The sequence below is a fragment of the Caldisericum exile AZM16c01 genome (assembly GCF_000284335.1).
GTDB lineage: Bacteria > Caldisericota > Caldisericia > Caldisericales > Caldisericaceae > Caldisericum > Caldisericum exile.
Genome location: NC_017096.1, coordinates 1,413,898 through 1,434,761, shown reverse-complemented (window position 1 = coordinate 1,434,761; position 20,864 = coordinate 1,413,898). Strand labels below are relative to the sequence as shown.

18 protein-coding genes and 1 tRNA gene are annotated in these 20,864 nt (G+C 36.0%); 9 read left to right on the top strand and 10 right to left on the bottom strand.

Annotated elements, in window-relative coordinates; genetic code table 11:
• The first annotated feature begins 48 nt into the window (after positions 1-48).
• From CSE_RS07260 to CSE_RS07240, 5 genes are all read left to right on the top strand, one after another.
• The gene (locus tag CSE_RS07260) at positions 49-1,569 is read left to right on the top strand and encodes an ABC transporter ATP-binding protein (protein WP_014454001.1); all 1,521 of its coding nucleotides are present in this window, start codon (positions 49-51) and stop codon (positions 1,567-1,569) included.
• Positions 1,566-2,690, top strand: a complete 1,125-nt coding sequence (locus CSE_RS07255) for an ABC transporter permease (RefSeq protein ID WP_014454000.1) — start codon at positions 1,566-1,568, stop codon at positions 2,688-2,690. Before CSE_RS07260 ends, CSE_RS07255 begins: the two co-directional genes overlap by 4 nt.
• Positions 2,687-3,640 carry an ABC transporter permease gene (locus tag CSE_RS07250; protein ID WP_014453999.1) on the top strand — a complete coding sequence of 318 codons (954 nt, stop codon included), beginning with the start codon at positions 2,687-2,689 and terminating at the stop codon, positions 3,638-3,640. The genes CSE_RS07255 and CSE_RS07250 overlap by 4 nt, the downstream gene beginning before the upstream one ends.
• A gap of 395 nt (positions 3,641-4,035) precedes the next feature.
• Positions 4,036-4,242 carry a type II toxin-antitoxin system HicB family antitoxin gene (locus tag CSE_RS07245; protein ID WP_014453998.1) on the top strand — a complete coding sequence of 69 codons (207 nt, stop codon included), beginning with the start codon at positions 4,036-4,038 and terminating at the stop codon, positions 4,240-4,242.
• On the top strand, positions 4,235-4,456 hold the full coding sequence (locus tag CSE_RS07240) for a type II toxin-antitoxin system HicA family toxin (RefSeq protein ID WP_014453997.1): 222 nt from the start codon (positions 4,235-4,237) through the stop codon (positions 4,454-4,456). The genes CSE_RS07245 and CSE_RS07240 overlap by 8 nt, the downstream gene beginning before the upstream one ends.
• Positions 4,457-4,979: 523 nt before the next feature.
• On the opposite strand, the gene CSE_RS07235 is transcribed toward CSE_RS07240, so the two are convergent.
• From CSE_RS07235 to CSE_RS07220, 4 genes are read right to left on the bottom strand one after another with little or no spacing between them, the layout of a single operon-like run.
• Complete coding sequence (locus CSE_RS07235; protein ID WP_014453995.1) at positions 4,980-6,206, bottom strand: type II secretion system F family protein; 1,227 nt, start codon at positions 6,204-6,206, stop codon at positions 4,980-4,982.
• Positions 6,207-6,212: 6 nt separating this feature from the next.
• A complete protein-coding gene (locus tag CSE_RS07230) occupies positions 6,213-7,268 on the bottom strand; it encodes a type IV pilus twitching motility protein PilT (RefSeq protein WP_041726633.1) in 1,056 nt (351 codons plus the stop codon).
• Positions 7,268-8,971 (bottom strand): GspE/PulE family protein, encoded by a 1,704-nt coding sequence (locus tag CSE_RS07225; RefSeq protein ID WP_014453993.1) that lies wholly within the window; start codon positions 8,969-8,971, stop codon positions 7,268-7,270. Before CSE_RS07225 ends, CSE_RS07230 begins: the two co-directional genes overlap by 1 nt.
• Entirely contained in the window at positions 8,968-11,517 is a 2,550-nt protein-coding gene (locus CSE_RS07220; protein WP_014453992.1) for a tetratricopeptide repeat protein, read from the bottom strand. Before CSE_RS07220 ends, CSE_RS07225 begins: the two co-directional genes overlap by 4 nt.
• Positions 11,518-11,614: 97 nt before the next feature.
• On the opposite strand from CSE_RS07220, the gene CSE_RS07215 reads away from it, so the two are divergent.
• Positions 11,615-11,689 (top strand) — tRNA-Ala (locus CSE_RS07215).
• Positions 11,690-11,700: 11 nt separating this feature from the next.
• Here CSE_RS07215 and CSE_RS07210 read toward each other — a convergent pair.
• The 4 genes from CSE_RS07210 to CSE_RS08605 form a co-directional block, all read right to left on the bottom strand.
• On the bottom strand, positions 11,701-12,585 hold the full coding sequence (locus CSE_RS07210) for a fumarylacetoacetate hydrolase family protein (protein ID WP_014453991.1): 885 nt from the start codon (positions 12,583-12,585) through the stop codon (positions 11,701-11,703).
• A 321-nt stretch (positions 12,586-12,906) separates the two neighbouring features.
• Complete coding sequence (locus CSE_RS07205) at positions 12,907-14,199, bottom strand: amidohydrolase (protein ID WP_014453990.1); 1,293 nt, start codon at positions 14,197-14,199, stop codon at positions 12,907-12,909.
• Positions 14,200-14,202: 3 nt separating this feature from the next.
• Positions 14,203-14,973 carry a spherulation-specific family 4 protein gene (locus CSE_RS07200; protein ID WP_014453989.1) on the bottom strand — a complete coding sequence of 257 codons (771 nt, stop codon included), beginning with the start codon at positions 14,971-14,973 and terminating at the stop codon, positions 14,203-14,205.
• A gap of 202 nt (positions 14,974-15,175) precedes the next feature.
• Positions 15,176-15,616, bottom strand: a complete 441-nt coding sequence (locus tag CSE_RS08605; RefSeq protein ID WP_014453988.1) for a type II secretion system protein — start codon at positions 15,614-15,616, stop codon at positions 15,176-15,178.
• A 157-nt stretch (positions 15,617-15,773) separates the two neighbouring features.
• On the opposite strand from CSE_RS08605, the gene CSE_RS07190 reads away from it, so the two are divergent.
• From CSE_RS07190 to CSE_RS07180, 3 genes are read left to right on the top strand one after another with little or no spacing between them, the layout of a single operon-like run.
• Positions 15,774-16,019, top strand: a complete 246-nt coding sequence (locus CSE_RS07190; RefSeq protein ID WP_014453987.1) for a FeoA family protein — start codon at positions 15,774-15,776, stop codon at positions 16,017-16,019.
• The gene (feoB, locus tag CSE_RS07185; RefSeq protein ID WP_014453986.1) at positions 16,016-17,968 is read left to right on the top strand and encodes a ferrous iron transport protein B; all 1,953 of its coding nucleotides are present in this window, start codon (positions 16,016-16,018) and stop codon (positions 17,966-17,968) included. The genes CSE_RS07190 and feoB overlap by 4 nt, the downstream gene beginning before the upstream one ends.
• Positions 17,968-18,345 (top strand): metal-dependent transcriptional regulator, encoded by a 378-nt coding sequence (locus tag CSE_RS07180; RefSeq protein ID WP_014453985.1) that lies wholly within the window; start codon positions 17,968-17,970, stop codon positions 18,343-18,345. Before feoB ends, CSE_RS07180 begins: the two co-directional genes overlap by 1 nt.
• Positions 18,346-18,414: 69 nt before the next feature.
• Here the strand turns inward: CSE_RS07180 and gdhA are convergent, their stop codons facing one another.
• Both gdhA and CSE_RS07170 read right to left on the bottom strand, forming a co-directional pair.
• On the bottom strand, positions 18,415-19,773 hold the full coding sequence (gene gdhA / locus CSE_RS07175) for an NADP-specific glutamate dehydrogenase (protein ID WP_014453984.1): 1,359 nt from the start codon (positions 19,771-19,773) through the stop codon (positions 18,415-18,417).
• Between the two features lie 85 nt (positions 19,774-19,858).
• Positions 19,859-20,863 (bottom strand): lysylphosphatidylglycerol synthase transmembrane domain-containing protein, encoded by a 1,005-nt coding sequence (locus tag CSE_RS07170; protein ID WP_014453983.1) that lies wholly within the window; start codon positions 20,861-20,863, stop codon positions 19,859-19,861.
• Position 20,864 lies beyond the last annotated feature (1 nt).

Genomic DNA, 20,864 nt, shown 5'->3' with positions numbered 1-20,864 from the left:
GCAGGTTATTATTAGCCTGCCCGCATTTTTTATATATGGAGGCTAAATGTGGAAGCGCTAAGAGTTGAGAATATTGTTAAACGGTTTCCAAATGTTCTTGCAAATGATAATGTAAGTTTATCAATTGAGAAAGGCGAGATTTTTGCAATTGTAGGGGAAAACGGTGCTGGTAAATCAACATTAATGAAGATTGTATACGGATTGTATCTGCCAGACTCGGGAAATATTTATGTATTTGGCAATAAAGCACACATTAAAGATTCAAAAGATGCAATCAACTTAAAAATTGGAATGGTTCATCAGGAATTTATGCTTATTCCGAGATTTACCGTAACCGAGAATGTGGTTTTAGGAGATGAGCCAAGGAAGTATGGTTTTGTGTTTGATTACAATATGGCAGTGAGAGAAGTTAAAGAACTCTCCGAGCGTTATGCTCTTGTTGTTGACCCGACAGAGAAAGTAGAAAACCTTCCTGTTGGAATTCAACAAAGGGTTGAAATTTTAAAGATCTTAAGGCGTGGTGCAGAAATCCTCATTTTTGATGAGCCAACAGCAGTTTTAACTCCAGAGGAAACAGAAGAACTCTTTAAAACTTTGAGAAAATTAAAAGAATCTGGTAAGACTATTATTTTCATTTCACACAAATTAAACGAAGTAATGGAGATTGCCGATAGAATTGCAGTTATGAGAAGAGGCAAAGTTCAAGGTGTCGTAAGGAAAGAGAATACAAACGAAAGAGAACTTGCAAGAATGATGGTTGGGCGTGAAGTGGTTCTTGAAATTGAAAGAGTCCCTGCAAAACCAGGGAATATTGTTTTCGAAGTTAAGAATCTAACCGTTAAGAACATGCGAGGAGTTATTGGGTTGAAAGATGTGAGTTTCAAAGTGCGTGAAGGGGAAATTGTTGCAATTGCTGGTGTTGAAGGGAACGGACAAGCAGAACTTGTAAATACAATTCTTGGATTCTATAGACCAATTAAGGGGTCAATTGCAATTAACGGTGAGGAAATGAAATTTGTGACACCTTATGAAGTTAGAAAGAAGGGGTTAGCATATATTACAGAGGACAGAAAAAGAAGAGGTCTCATTTTACAATATCGAGCAAGAGAGAATATTATCTTAGGAAGTCATACGCTTTATCCTTTTTCAAATAAAGGAATCCTTAATGATATGGCGATTGACGAATATGCAACAAGAAAACTTCAGGAATTTGACGTGCGACCACCAGAACCTTACATGAAAGCACAGAATTTCTCTGGTGGAAACCAGCAAAAGATAATTTTGGCAAGAGAACTTTCGGCAAAACACAGGTTTTTGCTTGCGTCCCAACCTACTCGCGGTCTTGATGTTGGCGCAATGGAATTCGTTTATCGTTGGCTCATCGAGGAAAAGAAAAAAGGTATTGGTATACTTCTCATTTCTTTGGAGCTTTCAGAGGTTATGGGACTTGCCGATAGAATTCTTGTTCTATATAAGGGAGAAATCGTAGGCGAAACAATACCTGAGGAGACTACCGAAGAAGAACTTGGTGAAATGATGCTCGGCCTCAAAAGGAAGGTGCTACAATGAAAGAGGTTTTTTATAAGATTTTTGTGCACAGGCGTGAAGAAAATTGGTGGATGAATATCTTAGTCCCAATTACTTCCATAATTATTGCTCTCATTTTTGGTGCAATATTTATTGCATCAACGGGACGAGATCCGTTTCTTGCGTATAAGTTGATGTTTAGTGCATCTGGACTCATTCCAGGGCCTTATTTTATTAGTCATTTTGCGGAAATGCTTCTTTACACAGCACTTTTTCTTTCCACGGGTCTTGCCTTTGCACTTCCAGCGCGTGCAGGACTCTTCTCTATCGGTGCAGAAGGTCAGTTTATAGTAGGTGCTATAACTGCAGCATTCTTTGGGTATTGGAAACCACTTTATGATTTACCTGGAATAATCCATATTCCTATAATCTTGATAATGGTAATAATTGTGGGTGGAATATGGGGACTTATTGCAGGTTATTTAAAGGCAAAGAAAGGTATAAACGAAACGATTGTTACAATAATGCTAAACTGGATTGCTTTTCATCTCATTGAAGGGTGGCTTGTAACAGGCCCAATGGCTGCCGATGTCGCTACAGGAGTTTCAGGAACTCCTTATGTTTCGCCTTCTGCAAGGCTCCCTATAATTCTACCGGGTACAAGACTTAATATTAGCATTCTTATAATGTTTGTTATTATTTATATTGCGTGGTTTATACTATACAGGACAGTATTTGGTTATGAGTTAAGAGCAATGGGATATACGGCAATTACCAATATGGAAGCACCAAAGATTGGCGGTGTTAATACTGAAAAAAGAATAATGCAAATTATGTTTATAAGTGGAGCAATTGCAGCGCTTGGTGGCTCTTTTGTTGTTTTAGGTTTTTTGGGACAGTATCCACCAGTGTTTGAAGGTGGGTATGGTTTTGATGGAATTGCAGTTGCTCTTATTGGTGGAAATGAACCTGTAGGTATCTTATTTTCATCAATACTTATAGGTGCTCTAAGGACTGGTGCAACAGCAGTGCAACTTGCTCGAATTCCTAAGACATTCCCTGCCATAATTGAAGGGCTTATTGTTGCATTTATTGCTTTAAATGAACTTATAAGGTATATGCTTACAAAAGTTCTTGTTAGAAAAAAGGAAGGTGTAGCATGAACTGGACATTTTTAATTAACCAATCTTTAGCACAGATGCTTGATTTTGCTGCACCAATTTTATTTGCAGCACTTGGGGGTGTAATTTCTGAAAATGCAGGCGTTGTAAATATCGCCTTAGAAGGTATTATGCGATTTGCAGCATTTTTTGGTGTATGGGGTGCGTTTGTATCAAGGAATCCCTGGGTAGGACTGCTTTGGGGTATCGGTATTGGAGCGCTTCTTGGTGCATTCCATGCTTATATTACAGTAAAATGGGCAGGCGATCAGATTGTTTCAGGTGTTGCTATAAATGTCGTTGCAGCAGGCGGCATAAGGTATTTCCTTGAATGGATCTTTAAGACAACTGGATACTCGCCAACAGTTCCGTATTTTGGCGATCCGAAACATTTAGTAAATCTAAAATTTTTGGAAGGAATCCCGATTCTTGGAGCATTTGCACATCTTCATATATTTATATGGCTATCTCTTATTCTTGTTTTTGTATTGCACTTCCTTCTTTACCACACTGTTTTGGGATTAAGGATTCGATCGGTTGGTGAATATCCCCTTGCTGCAGAGACGCTTGGAGTTAACGTTATGAGAATCAAATGGTTTGCAGTTATTTTAGGAAGTATTATTGCAGCCCTGGGTGGAGTTGCACTTTCTTTAGGCACAATGTCATCTTTTGTTGAGACAGGAATGGCCGCAGGTAAGGGGTTTATTGGACTTGCCGCTATGATATTTGGTAAATGGACTCCAATCGGTGCAATGTGGGCAACATTCCTCTTTGCTTCTGCACAGGTTTTGCAGTTCTTACTTCAGGCTATTGCCAAGGGAATTGCAGCAAAGATTCCTGTGGGTTTCTATCTTGCATTACCATATATCCTTACCATTGGTGCACTTATTGGTGTTGTAGGAAAGGCAATCGGTCCTGCTGCAGACGGAGTACCTTACAAGAAAGAAAGCTAACCAAATCAAGGAGGTATGCAAACTTCCTTAATACTCCACTACAAAAAACAAAAATACTCTCCCTGAAAGGGGAAGTTAGAGGGGGAGAATCGTAAGTCCCCCTCTAATTAAAAGATGAGATTCCTCAGTCGCTTACGCTCCTTCGGAATGACGAAGTGTGAGTCATTTCGGACGGACGCAGTGAGGGGAAATCTCTGCCGTTAAAGGGAAGTTGAATAAGAGGTGTATGTTTGTTACCTTGAGAAGTAAAAAAAGACAGGTATAATAATTGTAAAATTTACTTTTATTTATGTCTAATTCGTTGATTTTTTATGGATTTGTATTATGATATAAACGAAGAATAGAATAATGCTTATTATAGTTGAAGGCGTCTTATTAGTATAGGAGGTGAGCAAGTGAAAGAAATAGATTTTGTTTTGTGGCAGGAGGGCAAATATTATGTTGCTCAATGTCTAAATGTTGAGGTTTCTTCATTTGGTGAAACAATTGATGAAGCGATTAAGAATCTCAGAGAAGCTGTTGAACTGTATTTAGAGGGCGAGAATATTGAGTTACAAAAGGTAGATAGAGTAATGCTTGGTAAAGAGAGCATAAATGTCTAAATTATATTCATCAGATGAAATTATAGTGGTACTAAAGAAGCTTAATTTTAAACTTGTTTCTCAAAAAGGTTCTCACGGTAAATTTAAAAACGAAATTGGTAAAATTGTAATACTTCCTATGAACAAAAAGGAAATTCCTTTGGGAACTTTCAGAAGCATCTTAAAGCAGATGGGAATAGATTACAATGATTTCAATAAGTTGTTAGAAAAATAAGTAATCTTTTAAATCTGAGGGGGAAATACCCCCCTCAGTACCCCCCCATAAACATTAAAAATCTTTTTATCCTTAGGGGTAAGTTAGAAAGGGGATGTGCCCCTTTCTAACTGAAGTCATCCCGAACGAATGTGAGGGATCTCCTCCTTTCAGGGGGAGTTAGAGGGGGAGCCTTATAGGTCCCCCTCTAAATTAGGATACCCTCCTCCAACTCCACCCTAAAAATAAAAAATTTTCTTAGCCTTTAAGGGGGAGTTAGAGGGGGAGAATTGTAAGTCCCCCTCTAATTAAAAGATGAGATTCCTCCTCGCTAATTTTATTTGCTCCATGAAATGCCAAAAAACCTGAAAGGGAAACAATCCACTCAACGTCCCAGAAAAAACTCTTTACCATTTAAGAAAGATTTCGAGGAGAACTTTATTAATCCTCCTTTAAATTAGGTATTCCTCAGGCTAAAGCTTCTGGAATGGCAGAATTCTTACTTACCTTCACTATGATATACAATTGCAAAAAGAGAGTTTTACTACTTAATATACGAAGCCATCTGGAAGACTGGAAGATACAGTCCTATAAGAGTTCCTCCAATGAGTCCTCCAACACCGACCATCATTATTGGATTAATAAGTGCGGAAATATTGTTTATAAGATAATTTACCTCTTCATTATAAAATTCTGAAACTTTCTTTAGCATTTTATCAAGGCTACCACTTTCTTCACCAATTGCAGTCATATCATATACCATTGGAGTAAACATCCCACTTTTTTCAAGTGCAGAAGAAAGTGCCTCGCCCTTTTTAATTGCATCAATGATACCATCAATTTTTTCTGCAATAATCACATTATCGATAACGCCTCTAACGGTTTGTAGGCAATCAATGATAGGAATACCTGCTGAAAATAATGTTGCAAGTGTGTCAGAGAACCTTGCCATTGAAGATTTAAGTGTTAATTGAGATATAAGAGGCATCCTTAGCTTTAGTGCATCAACACTTCTTCTTCCACCAGGTGTTCTCACCCATCTTCTAAATGCAATTATTGAAGCAATAATGATTGCAATAATAACCCATATGTAGTGAATAAGAAAATTTGCAAAAGCAAATATCATCTTTGTAATTGCAGGAAGTGGTGCGCCTAATTCGGTTAGGAAGCCTTCAAAAGTAGGTATGACAAAAATAAAAAGTCCAACTACAATAAGAATTGCAAACCCAAGTACTGCAACAGGGTATGTCATCGCACCTTTTATTTTGTTCCTCGTTTCGTAATCTCTCTGCAAGAAAGAACTCATTGTGATGAGCGCTTGTCCTAAATTACCTGATGTTTCACCTGCTTGCACCATGCTTATATAAAGCGGTGAAAATACCTGCGGGAACTTTTTAAGTGCAGCCGATAGTTGATTTCCTTTTTTAACCTCTTCACCAAGTTCTCTTATAATAGAAACAAGTTTCGGGTTTGAAGTCTGTTTTTCGAGGACGGCAAGTGCTCTTGAGATTGAAAGCCCCGCATTGAGCATTGTGCCAAATTGGTTTGTGAAAATGGAAAGGTCTCTTACGCTAACACCTTGAAAGCGTGAAAGAAATCCGCCTTCGGATCTTTTTCTACCAAAGGATAGACCTCTCAATTCCTTTATGTATATAATCCTGTATCCTTTACTTCGTAAAATTTCTGCAGCATCTTGAACGCTATTCCCTTCTAAGCGGCCCGTTAAAGCACCGCCCGATGCTGTAATTACTTTGTATTCGAATTGTGGCATATCCCATCACCTTTCCATTAGATGTACAAAGTTTTCTTTATTAAATGCGTATCTTAGGCCATCTTCGTATGTTATGTCTCCCCTTAGAACGAGTTCTTTAAGAGATTGTTCCATTGTTTGCATACCAACATTTGATGAGGTTTGAATTATTGACGGAATCATATGAGTCTTTCCTTCTCTTATGAGGTTTCTTACAGCAGGCGTTGCAATGAGTACCTCTGTTGCAAGAACAAGTCCCTTTTTGTCTTTCTTTTGTATGAGTTGTTGGGAGAATATTGCAAGTAAAACTGATGAAAGTTGCATTTTTACCTGTTCTTGTTGATGCGGAGGGAAAACGTCTACAATTCTATCAATGGATTGCGCAGCAGAGTTCGTATGCAGTGTTGCAAAAACCAAATGTCCTGTTTCTGCTGCGGTCAAGGCAGTTGAAATTGTATCAAGGTCTCTCATTTCTCCTACAAGAATTACATCTGGATCTTCACGAAGTGCTGCACGTAATGCTGAGGGAAACGACAAGGTGTCTGAGCCAAGCTCTCTCTGAACAACCACGGACCGCTTGTGCCTAAAGAGGTATTCAATTGGATCTTCAATGGTCACGATATGCTTTGAAAATTTCATATTTATTTCGTCAATCATTGCCGCAAGTGTTGTTGATTTTCCATGCCCTGTAGGACCCGTAACAAGAACGAAACCTCGCTCTTCTTCAATTATTTTATGGGCAATCTTTGGGACACCAAGTGAGTCAAGTGGCGGAATTTCAAAAGGAATTCTTCTAAATGCTGCCGCAACTGATCCTCTTTGCATGAATACGTTAACTCTGAAACGCGCAAGACCTTTAAGGCCGTAAGAAAAATCGTATTCAAGTTTTTCCCTAAAGAGTTCCTTTTGTTTATCTGTCATTATCGAATACATCATTTCTGCAATATCTTCAGGTGTAAGGGGGTCTGCTTCAAGATAAACAAGTTCCTTGTTTATCCTTAAAACGGGTGGAAGTCCAACCGTTAAATGTATATCAGATGCTTTATGGTCAGCTGCAAGTGTTAGAATTTCATTAATATTCATCATTCTGCAACCTCCAATGTTGAGACTACTCTTATGACTTCTTCAAGGGTTGTGATACCTTCTGCTGCCTTCATTAAGGCATCGTCGAGAAGTGTCTTCATACCCATTCTTTTTGCTTCCGATAAGATTTCTTTTGAGGATGCTTGTTTTAAAATGAGTCGTTGGATTTCGGGTGTAATAGGTAAAATTTCTGAAATTGCAACACGCCCTTTGTATCCAGTGTTACTGCAAAAATCACAACCTGCCCCTTTGTAAAAATTTACTCCTTCATGAACTTCAAAACCAAGGTGTTCAAGGACGTCTTTTGACGGTGTGTGGGGTTCTTTACATTTGGGGCAAATTTTTCTTATAAGACGTTGCGCAGTTGCGCCAATTAAAGATGATGCAACTAAAAATGGCTCAATTCCCATATCAATGAGACGTGTAGGAATTGATGCGGAATCATTAGTATGGATTGTTGATAAAACCAAATGTCCTGTTAACGCTGCCTCAATTGCAATCTGTGCTGTTTCTCTATCTCGAATTTCCCCAATAAGTATTATGTTTGGGTCTTGACGTAAAATTGAACGGAGTGCATTTGCAAAAGTTAGTCCTGCTTTTTCGTTTACCTGAACCTGGTTTATCCCTTTTAATTGGTATTCTACAGGGTCCTCAACAGTTATTATATTTTTTGTTGGTGCGTTCAATCTATTTAAAATTGAGTAAAGTGTAGTTGTTTTACCAGATCCCGTTGGACCTGAGATAAGAATCATTCCGTAAGGCTGAGTGATAATTTTTTCAAATTTTTTAAGGTTTTCTTCTGAAAATCCAAGTTGTTCCAAAGGTTTAATTGATGAGGTTTTATCAAGGATACGTAATACGATTTTTTCACCATAAATTGAAGGAAGCGATGAGACACGAAAATCGACAGGTCGCCCTTCAAACTTTAAAGAAATACGTCCATCTTGTGGAAGTCTACGTTCTGCAATGTCCATGTTTGATATAATCTTTAGCCTTGCAATAACTCCTGGTTGGATTCTCTTTGGTAATCTTTGCTTTTCATGTAAGATACCATCAATCCTATAGCGCACTCTTAGCGAGTCTTCCATTGGTTCCACATGAATATCAGATGCGCCTTCTACAATTGCTTGCGAAATAATACTGTTAACAAGCCTAACAACTGGTGCATCTTCACCAAGCATTCTTAATCTTGAAAGATCATTTTCTTCAACTGTTTCTACTACCTCAACATCTGTGAATTCCTCTTCCGCCTTTTTAACTACGTTTTCGAGTTCATAGTATTTCTCGATTGTTTGGATTATTGCACTCTTTGGTGTTACATAAAATTTCACATTCATTCCATATACTGCTCTTACATAGTCAACTGTGTCGATATTGGTGGGGTCTGAGATTGCAACATGGTAGATAGGCCCTTCTTTCTTAAACACAAAAAAGCCAAAGATTTTTGCCTTTTCAGGATCTGTGTATCTTAGAATTTCTTTTTCAATTGGGTATTTTGCAAGGTCAACAAAATCAAATCCCCATTGTTCTGCAAGAAGTTGAGATTGTTGCACCTCATCAATTACACCATTATCCATTAATATTTTAAGGAGTGGTTCTTTTGTAACCTTTTGAACTGAAAGATATTTATCGAGTGTCTCACGACTTATGAGGCCCTTTTTTACAAGTATTTCGCCTATTTTTTCCGTTCCTGGTGATATCATTTTTCTTCACCTCTTATGTCTATAATTTTCCCTTCTTGAGGTAATGTCTCTAACAATACTTTCGCATCTTTATAGTCACCCATTTTCAGAAGTTCTGTGAGTGCTTTTCTTGAAGATATAACATCACCAATATTCTTCTTCATAACTGCATATCGATAGAGCAACTCCTTTTTAACTTCGGGAGTTCCATCCTCAGTTATACCCAATTCAAGTTGCTTTAAGGCAAAATCATATAGAAGCATTTTTTCAAAACATATGCTAAGCATTAGTCTCATTAGAGGTTTACTTCTATTCGATCGAATTACAAACTGGAAATATGCGACTGCCTCTTCGTATCGCTCGATAAAGAAGTATAAGAAGCCAATAATAAAGTGGTAAGTTGGGTCAAATGGATTTTTGCTTTTTAAGTTGCTGTATTTTTCAATGACAGGTTCAATTATGCTTGCATAAGATGAACTTGGAGGAAACTTATCAAGGAATGATAGGACTTCTTTTTCGTCTCCTTTTTCAACTGCATAGATGAATGTCTTTGCAAGGGCGTTTGAATTTAAAGGGTCTTTTTTGAGAATTTCAAGATTTACTTCGTATGCGGCATTAGAGAAACCTGCAACTTCAAAGTAATTTGCAAGTCTTACAAGATTTTGTGTATCGAGGTCTTTGAATAAGTCTTTCAAGCTATCATAGACAAGTTCCGCATACTGCACTGCATTGTGTGAAATTAGTTTATCAACCATTGCAAGCACAATATCATTTTCCCCCGTTCGTTTTGCAAGATCAAGATGCTTTGCGTAATACAAAGGCTTGTTTACATTAAGATTGATAACTACCTCTGACAATTCATATGCCTTTTTAGGATCGTTTTGAAGTTCAATATATTCATAAATAGATCGTGCAATAACCTCTGCTTCTTCCGGAAGTTTTAGATATTTTAGAATCTCTGCTCCCTTAAGGTAATCCTCAAGAGCAAGTTTACGGACTGAGTGTGCTTTTATAAGCCACTTGATACTTTCAACCTTATCGTTTGATTGACTAAGTAATTCATAAGTCCTGTAGAAGTATTTAAATTTGAGCGATTCATCGATCTTCTTTGAATTCATTAATTTGGATACTTTATAAAGTAAATTTATACTATCTTTAACAAAGTTAAATAGTTTCTCCAAAACAGGTGTAAGGTCTTCCTCGGGAAATTGTTTTATTATATCTATCGCATCCTCAATTTGTCCAAGTTCGATGTATGTGTCAAATATACGCATTAATATATTTTTGTCGTCTTTTATGAGTTCTTTGAGGGATAAGAGCGCCTCTAAGCGAGTCTTTGGATCAGCACTGTTCGAGGCACTTCTTAAGTAAAATATTGCCTCTTTTGTTCGTCCTTGTTCAAGGAGTATTTTTGAAATTCTCCTTGCAATAGATACATTTGCAGGATCAATGAGAAGTATTTTTTCGTAAATCTCAATTGCTGTGTCGATATCTTTTCCTTCAAAATCAAGTGCAAGTGTTTCAAGGAGTTTAACGCCTTCCTTAACATCTCCCTTTTCAATATTCGTAAGTGCGTTAATATATTCAGGTAAATCTTCCAGACTTATTCTTTGGGGTTTTGAGGTTTTTGTTGTTTTTTCTTCGATAGTTTTGGGACTTACACTTTCAATATTTGTTGTTTTAACTTTGTTTTCTTCAACAACTTCCATTTTCTCTATTGTTGATTCTTCTCTTATTTTCTCTTTGATTCTGTTTTCTAAAATTTCCGTTTCATTAGGTGTTGTTTTTTCTTCTCTTGTTTCTTTTTTTGCTTGTTCCTCAGAAGGAGCCACTTTTTCTAAAGTTTCTTTCGTAGGCATTACTTCAGGCTTTTCCTCAATTAAAGGCTCTTCTTTCTTTAATTCCTCTTTCGGTAAGGTAAGTGATTCAATGTTCTTGTTACTTTTACTTAAAACTTTTAGTACGTGCTCTATTTCATCAATTTTCTTCTTTGCATATGTGTTTTCTGGATCTACGACAGATAGAGCCTTAAAATATTCTAATGCCTTTTCGAAATCTGAAGTATTGAATAAAATGTCTCCTGCAAGTTTAATGAGTTCTTTATCTTTTTCCTTCTGAAGCACCCTGTCAATTAATCTAAGTGCATTAGGATAGTGTCCTATTGAAATATATATATTTGCAATTTCCTTTAATTGACTTGTATTGAGTTTGTATCTTAGGTCAATTATTTTAAGGAGTTGCACTGCATCAGTTGTTTTGCCAAGTTCAATTTTCAGTTTTGCAAGTTTTATGGAATTTTCAATTATTTTATCAACCTCATCGATTTCAATATAAAGAGAAGTCATTTTTTCGAGTGCAAGTTCAAAGCAATCTTTTTTATCTATCCTATTTTCTTCTAAAAGTTCAACAAGGGTTTTTAGAACAAGGATTGCTTCATCGAAATTACCTAATTCCTCGTAGTTTAAAGCATTTTTAATAGCGTAATCACAGGCTCCTTTTATGTCCCCTTTTTTAATTAAGTTCAACAATTCTCTTCTAAAGTCTTTCTTCCCAAATAATGCACTCATCTTGCCTTTCCTTTTTATACATTATAGATTAATTTTATTCAAATGCAAGATATAAAAAATCCAAAAAATTTGAAAATTTTGGTATAATTCATACTGTGGGGCAGTAGTTCAGTGGTAGAACGCATCCCTCGCACGGATGAGGCCGGGGGTTCAAGTCCCCTCTGCTCCACCAATTTTTATTATCTATCTCGAAACCTTATTTTTCAACTCTCCAATTTTTTCGATTTTTACAATTACTTCGTCTTCCTTTTGTAATGGTAAAATACCCGGTATTGTGCCTGTTGAAATAACATCTCCCGGATTTAAGGTAAAGTATTTTGAGATGTATGCAATTGTTTCATCAATTTTAAAAATCATATCCTTCGTGTTTCCCTTTTGCTTCAAAATGCCATTTATATAGAGTTCAATTTCAAGGTTGTGCGGGTCTTTAATCTCATCCTTTGTTACGATATATGGACCAATCGATAATGATGTGTCGAAATTCTTTGATCGGAACCACGGCAAACCTTTTTTCATATCCTTGAATTCTATATCTCTTTCGGTTATATCATTTACAATTGTATAACCAAATACGCAATCAAAAGCGTCTTTCTTGTGTATGTCTTTACACTCCTTTCCTATTACTAGTGCTAATTCTGGCTCTGGGTCAATACGGGTTGCCCATTTTGGGTACATAATGATGTCAGAATCGGTAATTGAAAGTGTTGCAAATTTTCCAAAAAGAATAGGCTCTTCTGGAATATCTCCTCCTGTTTCCTTTGCATGTTCTAAATAATTTTTGCCAAGACAGATAACCATTGAGGATTTGTCTATTGGTGGATAGTATTTTTTTACATTTACTTTAAAGAGTTCATAAAACTGTTCCTTAAACGTCTTTTTTCCCCAGGCAATCATCTTTTTTATGTCCTCAAAATTTTCGATTGCAGATGAAACAGAATCAATATAAGGTGCTTCTCTTTCGCCAATATGCTCCATTGCCTCAGAGAGTTTGTTTACATCAACTTTATGTCCGTCATCCTCAATACCTACGTTCAAAAAGGAATCTTTTTCAAAGACAAATAGCTTCATAAATGCCTCCTTAGTAATTTTGATGTTTAATTATACACTCGTTTCAATTAAAGAAAAAATTAGTTTTTGGAATTGTTTTAACTGCGGCAAAATCTAATTTGTAATTTTTTAGCGTTTATTTAACTAACTTTAAGAAAATGGCATTTTACCGTAAAAACCCTCACAAATACTTGATTATAATCGTGCATTTTAAGGCGATTTTTAAGGGGTATTTTTACATTAAATGAATTTTTACCCATTTAACAAAATTTTGTTCGTCTAAAACGAAATAAAAGCGTATTTTTTATCCGCTTAAATACTTTATTTGTGAGGTGTAATAATTTAGCCAAACATTTGCATTGGTTTATCGGTATTTTTTCTTACAAGCCTTTTCCCGACTTTGTTTATGCTTTCAATTATTCTTTCCTTTTTATAGCCAAAGATTTCTCCGTCCTTGTACACAATTTTTCCGTTAATCATAACCATTCGTATATCCGCTTCGCTTATAGAATACAGAATATTTGCAAATATATTTATTGTAGGATTTAGCCTTGGGGAATACTTATCCAAAAATACAAGGTCTGCAAGATATCCTACTTTTATTTTTGAAATCGGTTTCTTTAAAAACTTTTCGCCTTTTGCAAAAAGTCTTAAAACATCGCCAATTTTTGTAGATGTAGGATTTCCACTTGCAACTTTTCCAAGGAATGCAGAAAGTCTCGAAACTTCAAAAATCGAGTAATTTGAGTTTGATGCTGCTCCATCTGTTGCAAATGATACATTTACATCTTTTTCGATTGCTCTATTAAGAAAGTTATTCACCCAGGCAAATTTTAGATATGTTTTTGGCGCATGTGCAATATTGCTATTCCTCTTCTTAATAAGGTCGAGATCCGAATCTGTCGAGTAATATGCGTGTGCTAAGATGGTATTTTCGTCTAAAAGGCCGATAGAGTCAATAAACTCAATTGGGGTCATTCCGTATTCTTTGATAGATTTTTCAACTTGCCATGGCTCTTCAGAGATGTGCAAATGAACTTTTAAACCTAAATCTATTCTAATCCTTGAAATATCTTCGAGGAACTCCTTAGGACACACATACGGAGAGTGCGGTCCAAGACTTATTGTAAAAAGTTCGTTTACACCGTTGTATTTTTCAATAAAATTCATTGCATTTTTAAAATTTTCTTGAGCGTTTTCGCCTGCACCAAACATCGTGTAGGATAGATCTGCACGCATTCCCAAATCTTTGTAGGCGCTTAGTGCCTCTTCCATGTTGAAGTAATGGTCAAAAACTGTTGTAATGCCAGATGAGATCATTTCGATAGCACCAAGAAGTGTTCCAAGATAAACGTCTCCCTTTTGAATATTTTTTTCGTAAATCCATATGTGGTTATTAAACCAATCTGAGGATGTTACATCTTCTGCACTTCCCCTTAAAAATACCATTGCGGTGTGTGCATGTGTATTTATAAGTCCTGGTATAACATAAAGTGAAGAGCCATCAATTACTTCAGAATCAGAATCATTAATAACACCAACTTTTACGATTTTATTTTGTTCGATTTTAATATCAAGATTTTCCTGAGTGCTTAAATTTTCAAAATCTAATATCGTTATGTTCTTGATTAGCATTTTTTATTCCTGAGGCATGCAGTTAGAAAATGTATCCCAAGGATTTGGCAATGTGTCACAGGTTATATAGTAATTTTTGAGACCAATATTTGCTAAAAGGGTTTTGATATTTTCGAGTTTATTTTGATCTGCTCCATACACAAGTGCTATGAGTTTAGAGATATACTTATTGAGGGAGTTATCAATTGTGAAATTGGCAAGTTCATCTGGACTTCCTTCGAATACAACTGCATAATCACAGTAATTAATCAAAGAGGGTGTAAAATTGGTTCCGGGATTTATGATAACAGTTCCACGATATTTTGACTTTATGTATTGGTAAAGCGTTTTATAATATTCTAATGCTTCAGTTGTATCCAATGTTTCATCAAGGAAGATACCCTTTATGTTTTTGTAAAAAGAGTACCATTTATCGATATCTTGTTTAACAAGATTTATATTTCTTTTTCCATAACTTGTGTAAACATAGCCTACAACTTTCTTTGAGGACAAGGATAAACGTCTTACTGTTAATGAATAGAAATCCAATTTTTCCGATCCTGGTCCATTATCGACGTTAATTATTGCAAAAATAGTTGAATTAGTTGATTTATAGGTGATTAATTTGTTAAATTCAGTACTACTCTCACCAAAGTATGCAGGAACTAAAATTACATTAGAAAAAACTTTTTTATAAATTGGAGTAATTGAAAATGTATTTGAAATCTGAAAAAATAAAAAGAGAAATACAAAAAGTAAAATTGCAATTTTACGAAAGAAAATAATCATTTTCATTATTTCTTTCCCTCCTTAAATACCACGATTAAAGATGTTAAAACAAGAGGCATATCTTCTTCTTGCACCCGAAACTTCATAGTCAAAATCATTACAAACCTTCCAAATGCCTAAATAAGTATAAAAAATTTTTAAATATTACAAATAGAAGTTCAAAGAAAAAAACGGGGGCAAAGCCCCCGAAGGAATTACTTTGGTATGATTAGTATTCGTACCAGTATTTTCCTTCTGAACTTGTGCCTTTTGCGTTAATTCTTACATCGGCTTGAGTTAAATCGGCAGTTACATCATAAACCCAACCACCTACATCGGTAATTTCGGTAGCATCAACAGTACCGTTACCACTTATATTAACAACACCATTTGATTCAACAATCGTTCCATCTGCTTTTGTTGCTTCAACTGTTGGAACTCGACCTTCTGCAAAGATGGTTCCATCAAGAGATGATGGAAATTTTCCACTATATTTTGCATAGTAAATTGCAAGAGCAGACCTAACCGTGCCAAGTTGTGCCTTCGCCTGTGCAGTTCTTGCTTCTTCAACCATTCCCTGGTACTTTGGAATTGCATACATTGCAAGAATACCAAGGATTGCAATGACAATTGCTAACTCGACTAATGTAAAACCTCTTCTTTTTCTCATATTCGCCTCCTTAGAGAAATTTTAATACATTTTAAACAAAATGCAAGTATTTTTAATAAATTTTATAGGAATCCTCAAAAATTTCAAATGTTTGCAAAATAACAAGTTTCTACTATAATTTAATTGAAGTTAGGTTATCCTAATTTTGGGAGGAACTATGCGAAAGACACTTGCGGAAGTTGACGGAAATAAAATTGTTAAGGTTGTTGATTTTGTAACTACTGGACACCGATCTCATGTGCCACAGTATATAATTCGCCTCCAAGAAATGGGAATTTTAAAAGGAGATGTAATAAAGGTAAATAGAAATACTTTCGTTGGTCCTGTTGAAGTAAATGTTAAAGGCACAAATTTAGCGATTGGAAGAGGTATCGCTTCAAAAATTATCGTTGAGGAAATATGAATAACCAAAAGACAAACTATGCTTTTTCTTCTAAGAGTGGAAAGTCTATAACAATTGCCCTTGCAGGCAATGCAAATGTTGGTAAATCTGTAATATTTAATCAACTTACAGGCGGAAATCAGATTATAGGAAACTGGCCTGGAAAAACTGTTGAGATTCAAGAAGGCTACATCGAAAAGAATGGAACGAAAATAAGAGTTGTTGACCTCCCAGGTATTTATTCTCTTTCCGCATATTCAGAGGAGGAAGTTGTAACAAGAGAATTCATAATAAAAGAGAAGCCCAATGCTGTGATTGTTGTTGTTGATGCATCGGCTCTTTACAGAAACCTATTTTTCCTCTTACAGATCCTTGAGATGGGTGTGAAAACAATCGTTGCGCTGAATCAATATGACATGCTCGAAAAAGATGGTTTTGAGATTGATGTTCAAAAACTTTCAGAACTTTTAAACATACCTGTTGTAAAGACTATTGCAACAAAAAATATTGGCCTGAAAGAACTCTTTGAAAGAACGCTTCATGCCGTTTCAATGCCATATATTCCAAAATTTCCGAAGTACGGAAAAGAAGTTGAAGAGCGTGTAAGAAAACTTGAAGAGATACTTTCTCCATACGATTTTGATGTTTCGAAGAGGTTTGTTTCCATAAAGCTTTTAGAGCACGATGACGAATTTGAGAAACTTGTTCAAAAAGAAATTCTTGAATTAAGAGATAAGTTAGCAAGTGAGCTTGAAGAAATCCATGGTGAACCCATAAAAACAATTATAATTCAGGAGCGTTATGCTCTTGCTTCACGCATTACTGCTGAGGCATTAAGGAAGAAGGCAAAAAAATCCCTTGATTTTTCAAATAAGATTGATGATATCCTCCTTCACCCTGTTTTTGGGTTTTTCTTTTTAACACTAATCCTACTTTTTATGTTTTTTGTTGTGTTTAAATTTGGAAGTTTTCTTTCGGATTATTTAGGAGGTCTTTTTGATCGTTTAAAGCCATATTTTATGTCGCTAAAAATAAATGAATCTTTGAAAACTTTTCTATGGGATGGTGTTATTGATGGTCTTGTTGCAGCATTTGGCATAGTCCTTCCTTATATTGCGCCATTTTATTTGTTACTCTCCTTTTTGGAAGATTCAGGTTATCTTGCTCGTATTGCATTTTTAACTGATGCATTTATGCACAAACTTGGCATTCACGGAAAGGCATTCATTCCACTTATCGAAAGTTTTGGATGTAATGTCCCAGCAATAATGGGCACAAGGGTTTTAGAGCGAAGAAGAGATAGAATTATTGTTTCTATCCTTGCAACTCTGGTCCCATGCTCTGCGCGCTCTGTAATCGTTTTTGGCCTCGTTGCAGCATTTTTAGGACCGATCTACGCAATCCTTATTTATGTACTTGATTTTTTATTTATTTTTATTGTTGGGCTTCTTCTTAATAGATACGTGAAAGGTGCACCTACAGGTCTTATAATGGAGATGCCACGATATAGGACACCAGTAATACGTGTAATTTTGAAGCAAACGTGGGTAAGACTCAAAGATTTTTTCACATTCGCAACACCTATCATTGTGGTTTCAAATGCGGTGATGGAAGGTCTAATTCTTTTAAATCTTCTTCCGTATCTCGAAATAGGCGTAAAACCTTTTGCCTACATTTTAGGGTTGCCCTCACTTGCGACTTTAACGCTTATTTTTGGTGCTTTAAGAAAGGAATTAACCCTTATAATGCTTGCAACATTCTATAAGACGTCGAATTTTTCTTTGGTTTTAACACCAGTGCAAATCTTTGTGTATGGCTTTGTAACGATGATCTACATTCCTTGTGTTGCAACAATTGCTATGCTTAAAAGAGAATTTGGCACGAAGATTGCAACCCTTATAACTCTTTTTGAATTTGTGCTTTCAATGATTTTAGGTGGCGTCTTAAATCTAATTTTAAGGCTTGTGTGATGCAATACACAAAAAGTATAGAAGATTACCTTGAAGCAATTTTTGTTGTCCGTGAGCAAAAAGGTTACGTACGTGTTAAAGATATAGCCGATTTATTAAATGTAAAACTTCCATCTGTAACAGAAATCATTAAAAAAATGCAGGAAAGTGGCCTTATCGAACACACGCCTTACGGAGAAATAAAACTCACAGAAATTGGAGAAAACGTTGGCAGAAATGTTTGGCAAAAGCACAAAGCCCTCTATGAGTTTCTCAAAGATTATCTTAAAGTTGACGATGATACTGCTTTTAAAGAGGCTTGCCTTATTGAGCATTCTGTCTCTCAAGATACCATCGAAAAGTTAAAAGAGTTCTTAAAAAACTTGGAAGAGAAATAAAAGATGTCTTGAAATAAAAAAGAGTAATGCCCCGCGCAAGCGGGGCTTTGATAAATATCTAAGTTAACCTTATATTACTCCAAAAGCAAGCATTGCCTTTGCAACCTTGACAAATCCAGCAATATTTGCACCAACAAGATAATCACCAGGATAGCCGTAAGTTGCCGCTGCTTCAAGGGAAGTCTTATGGATATTTCTCATGATCTCTCTTAGTTTGTTATCGACTTCTTCTCTTGACCACTGGAGTCTTATGCTATTCTGAGTCATTTCAAGACCAGATACGGCAACTCCGCCTGCGTTTGCTGCCTTTGCAGGGCCATAAAGGACTTTGTTGTCTCTAAAGATGTTAATTGCTTCAAGATTTGAAGGCATATTTGCGCCTTCAGCAACTGCAATTACACCATTCTTTACAAGGGCATTTGCATGACTTTCATCAATTTCATTCTGTGTTGCGCAAGGAAGTGCGATGTCTACCCTAAGACCTTCGTCTCTAATTACATCCCAAACAGATTTTCCTTCAAAGTATTTTGCGTGAGGATATTCATTCACGTATTCTTTGATTCTGCCACGCTTTACATTCTTAAGGTCCATAACAAATGCAAGTTTCTTTGCGTCAATTCCCTCTTCATCAACAATCGTACCATTTGAATCGGAGAGCGTTATAACTTTTGCACCAAGTTGGATTGATTTTTCTGCTGCGTATTGCGCAACGTTTCCAGAGCCGCTTATTGCAACAACCTTATTTGCAAAGTCGGTATTTCGTGTTGAAAGCATTTCGGAAGTAAAGTAAACAAGACCATATCCTGTTGCTTCAGGTCTAATAAGTGAGCCGCCATATTCAAGCCCTTTACCTGTGAGAACGCCTGTATGCTCGTTTACAATTTTCTTGTAGTATCCATACATGAATCCAATTTCACGAGCGCCAACACCGATGTCTCCTGCAGGGACATCTGTATCAGGACCAATGTGCCTGTAAAGTTCACGCATGAATGCGTAAGTAAATCTCATTACTTCCCTATCGCTTTTTCCTTTTGGATCAAAGTCTGAGCCACCCTTTCCACCACCCATTGGAAGGGTTGTAAGCGCATTCTTAAAGATCTGTTCGAATCCGAGGAATTTAATAATTCCAAGGTTTACGGATGGATGGAATCTTAAGCCGCCCTTGTAAGGTCCAATTGCATTGTTAAACTGAACTCTAAAGCCTCTGTTTACATGAATTTCACCTGTATCGTCTTCCCAAGTTACCCTGAACATAATAACTCTATCTGGCTCAACAATCCTTTCATAGATTTTTGCCTTTACGAATTCAGGGTGCTTTTCCTCAGTTGGCTTAAGAGTTGTTAATACTTCTGTTACAGCCTGTATAAATTCTGGCTGATCCTTGTCTAAGGCTTTTACCTTAGCAATTACATCATCAATTTGTGACATTCCTTACCTCCTTCTCATTTATGCCTTTTCCCGGATTTTTCCGGTTTCCGATTTATTATATCAAAAAATAATTTTTAAACAAATTTTATTTGTATAATACTTCACTATCAAAAGTGCCTAAAGTTCTATAAAAGACAAAGGCACCAATAAGAGATGGTATATAGTATGAAAACATCCTGAATAGAAACGTTTGAAGTGGTGCAAAATGATGTGAAATTGGAACAAAAAGTAAAAGATAACTTCCCTCAACAATGCCCATACCACCTGGTGTTATTCCAACTGTTGCAATGAAGTTTGAAGCAATTTGAGTTAGGAATGCTTCGTAAAAATCAAAGTTAATGCCTATTGCTTTAAGGCTTGTTAGCCCAATCATTTCATAGAGAAGTTGACTTATGAAACTTATAAGGACGAGTTTCATTAAGTTTAAAGGATTTTTAAGCATGAATTTGAGACCTTCTGAAAACGCATCTACCTCAAGCAAAATTTGTATCTCGTCGAATTTTAGGTTAAATTTTCTTATAATGAATTTTATAAAGTTTTTTGTTTTTTCTGGGTTTGCCATAAAAAATAGTGCAAGTCCCGAAAGCGCAAATGCAAGAGCAATTACACTTATTAGGAAGCTTCCTCTAATACCTTTTAAAAACGGGTGCGGAAGTATAAAGAAAATAATCGCAAAAATGAGAGATACAATAACTGTAAGAATTGTGTATGAAATCGATACAAGCGTTGAGGCATTGAAATCGTTTTTTATCTTTTTTAGTAGGTACATCTGTGTTGCAATACCACCAGAATAATAAGGCGTGATATTGGAGGCAAAAACTGATGAGAGGACGATTTTCAAGGAATCAATATAAGAGATATCGCTTTTAAGTGATTTTACAAGTGCCTTAAATTTAACGCCATTCATGAGGACAACAACACCTGTATTCATAAAAAGTAGCAAAAACCATGCAGGCTTTAATGAATTAACGAGTTCCTTTAGGGAAATATTTCGAAATATTAGATATATTAGAACTCCAAATGTTATAATGGAAAGAAGGAGCACCCGTCTCAATGTTTTTTCTATACTTCTTGTGCCCCTTCCTTCCATC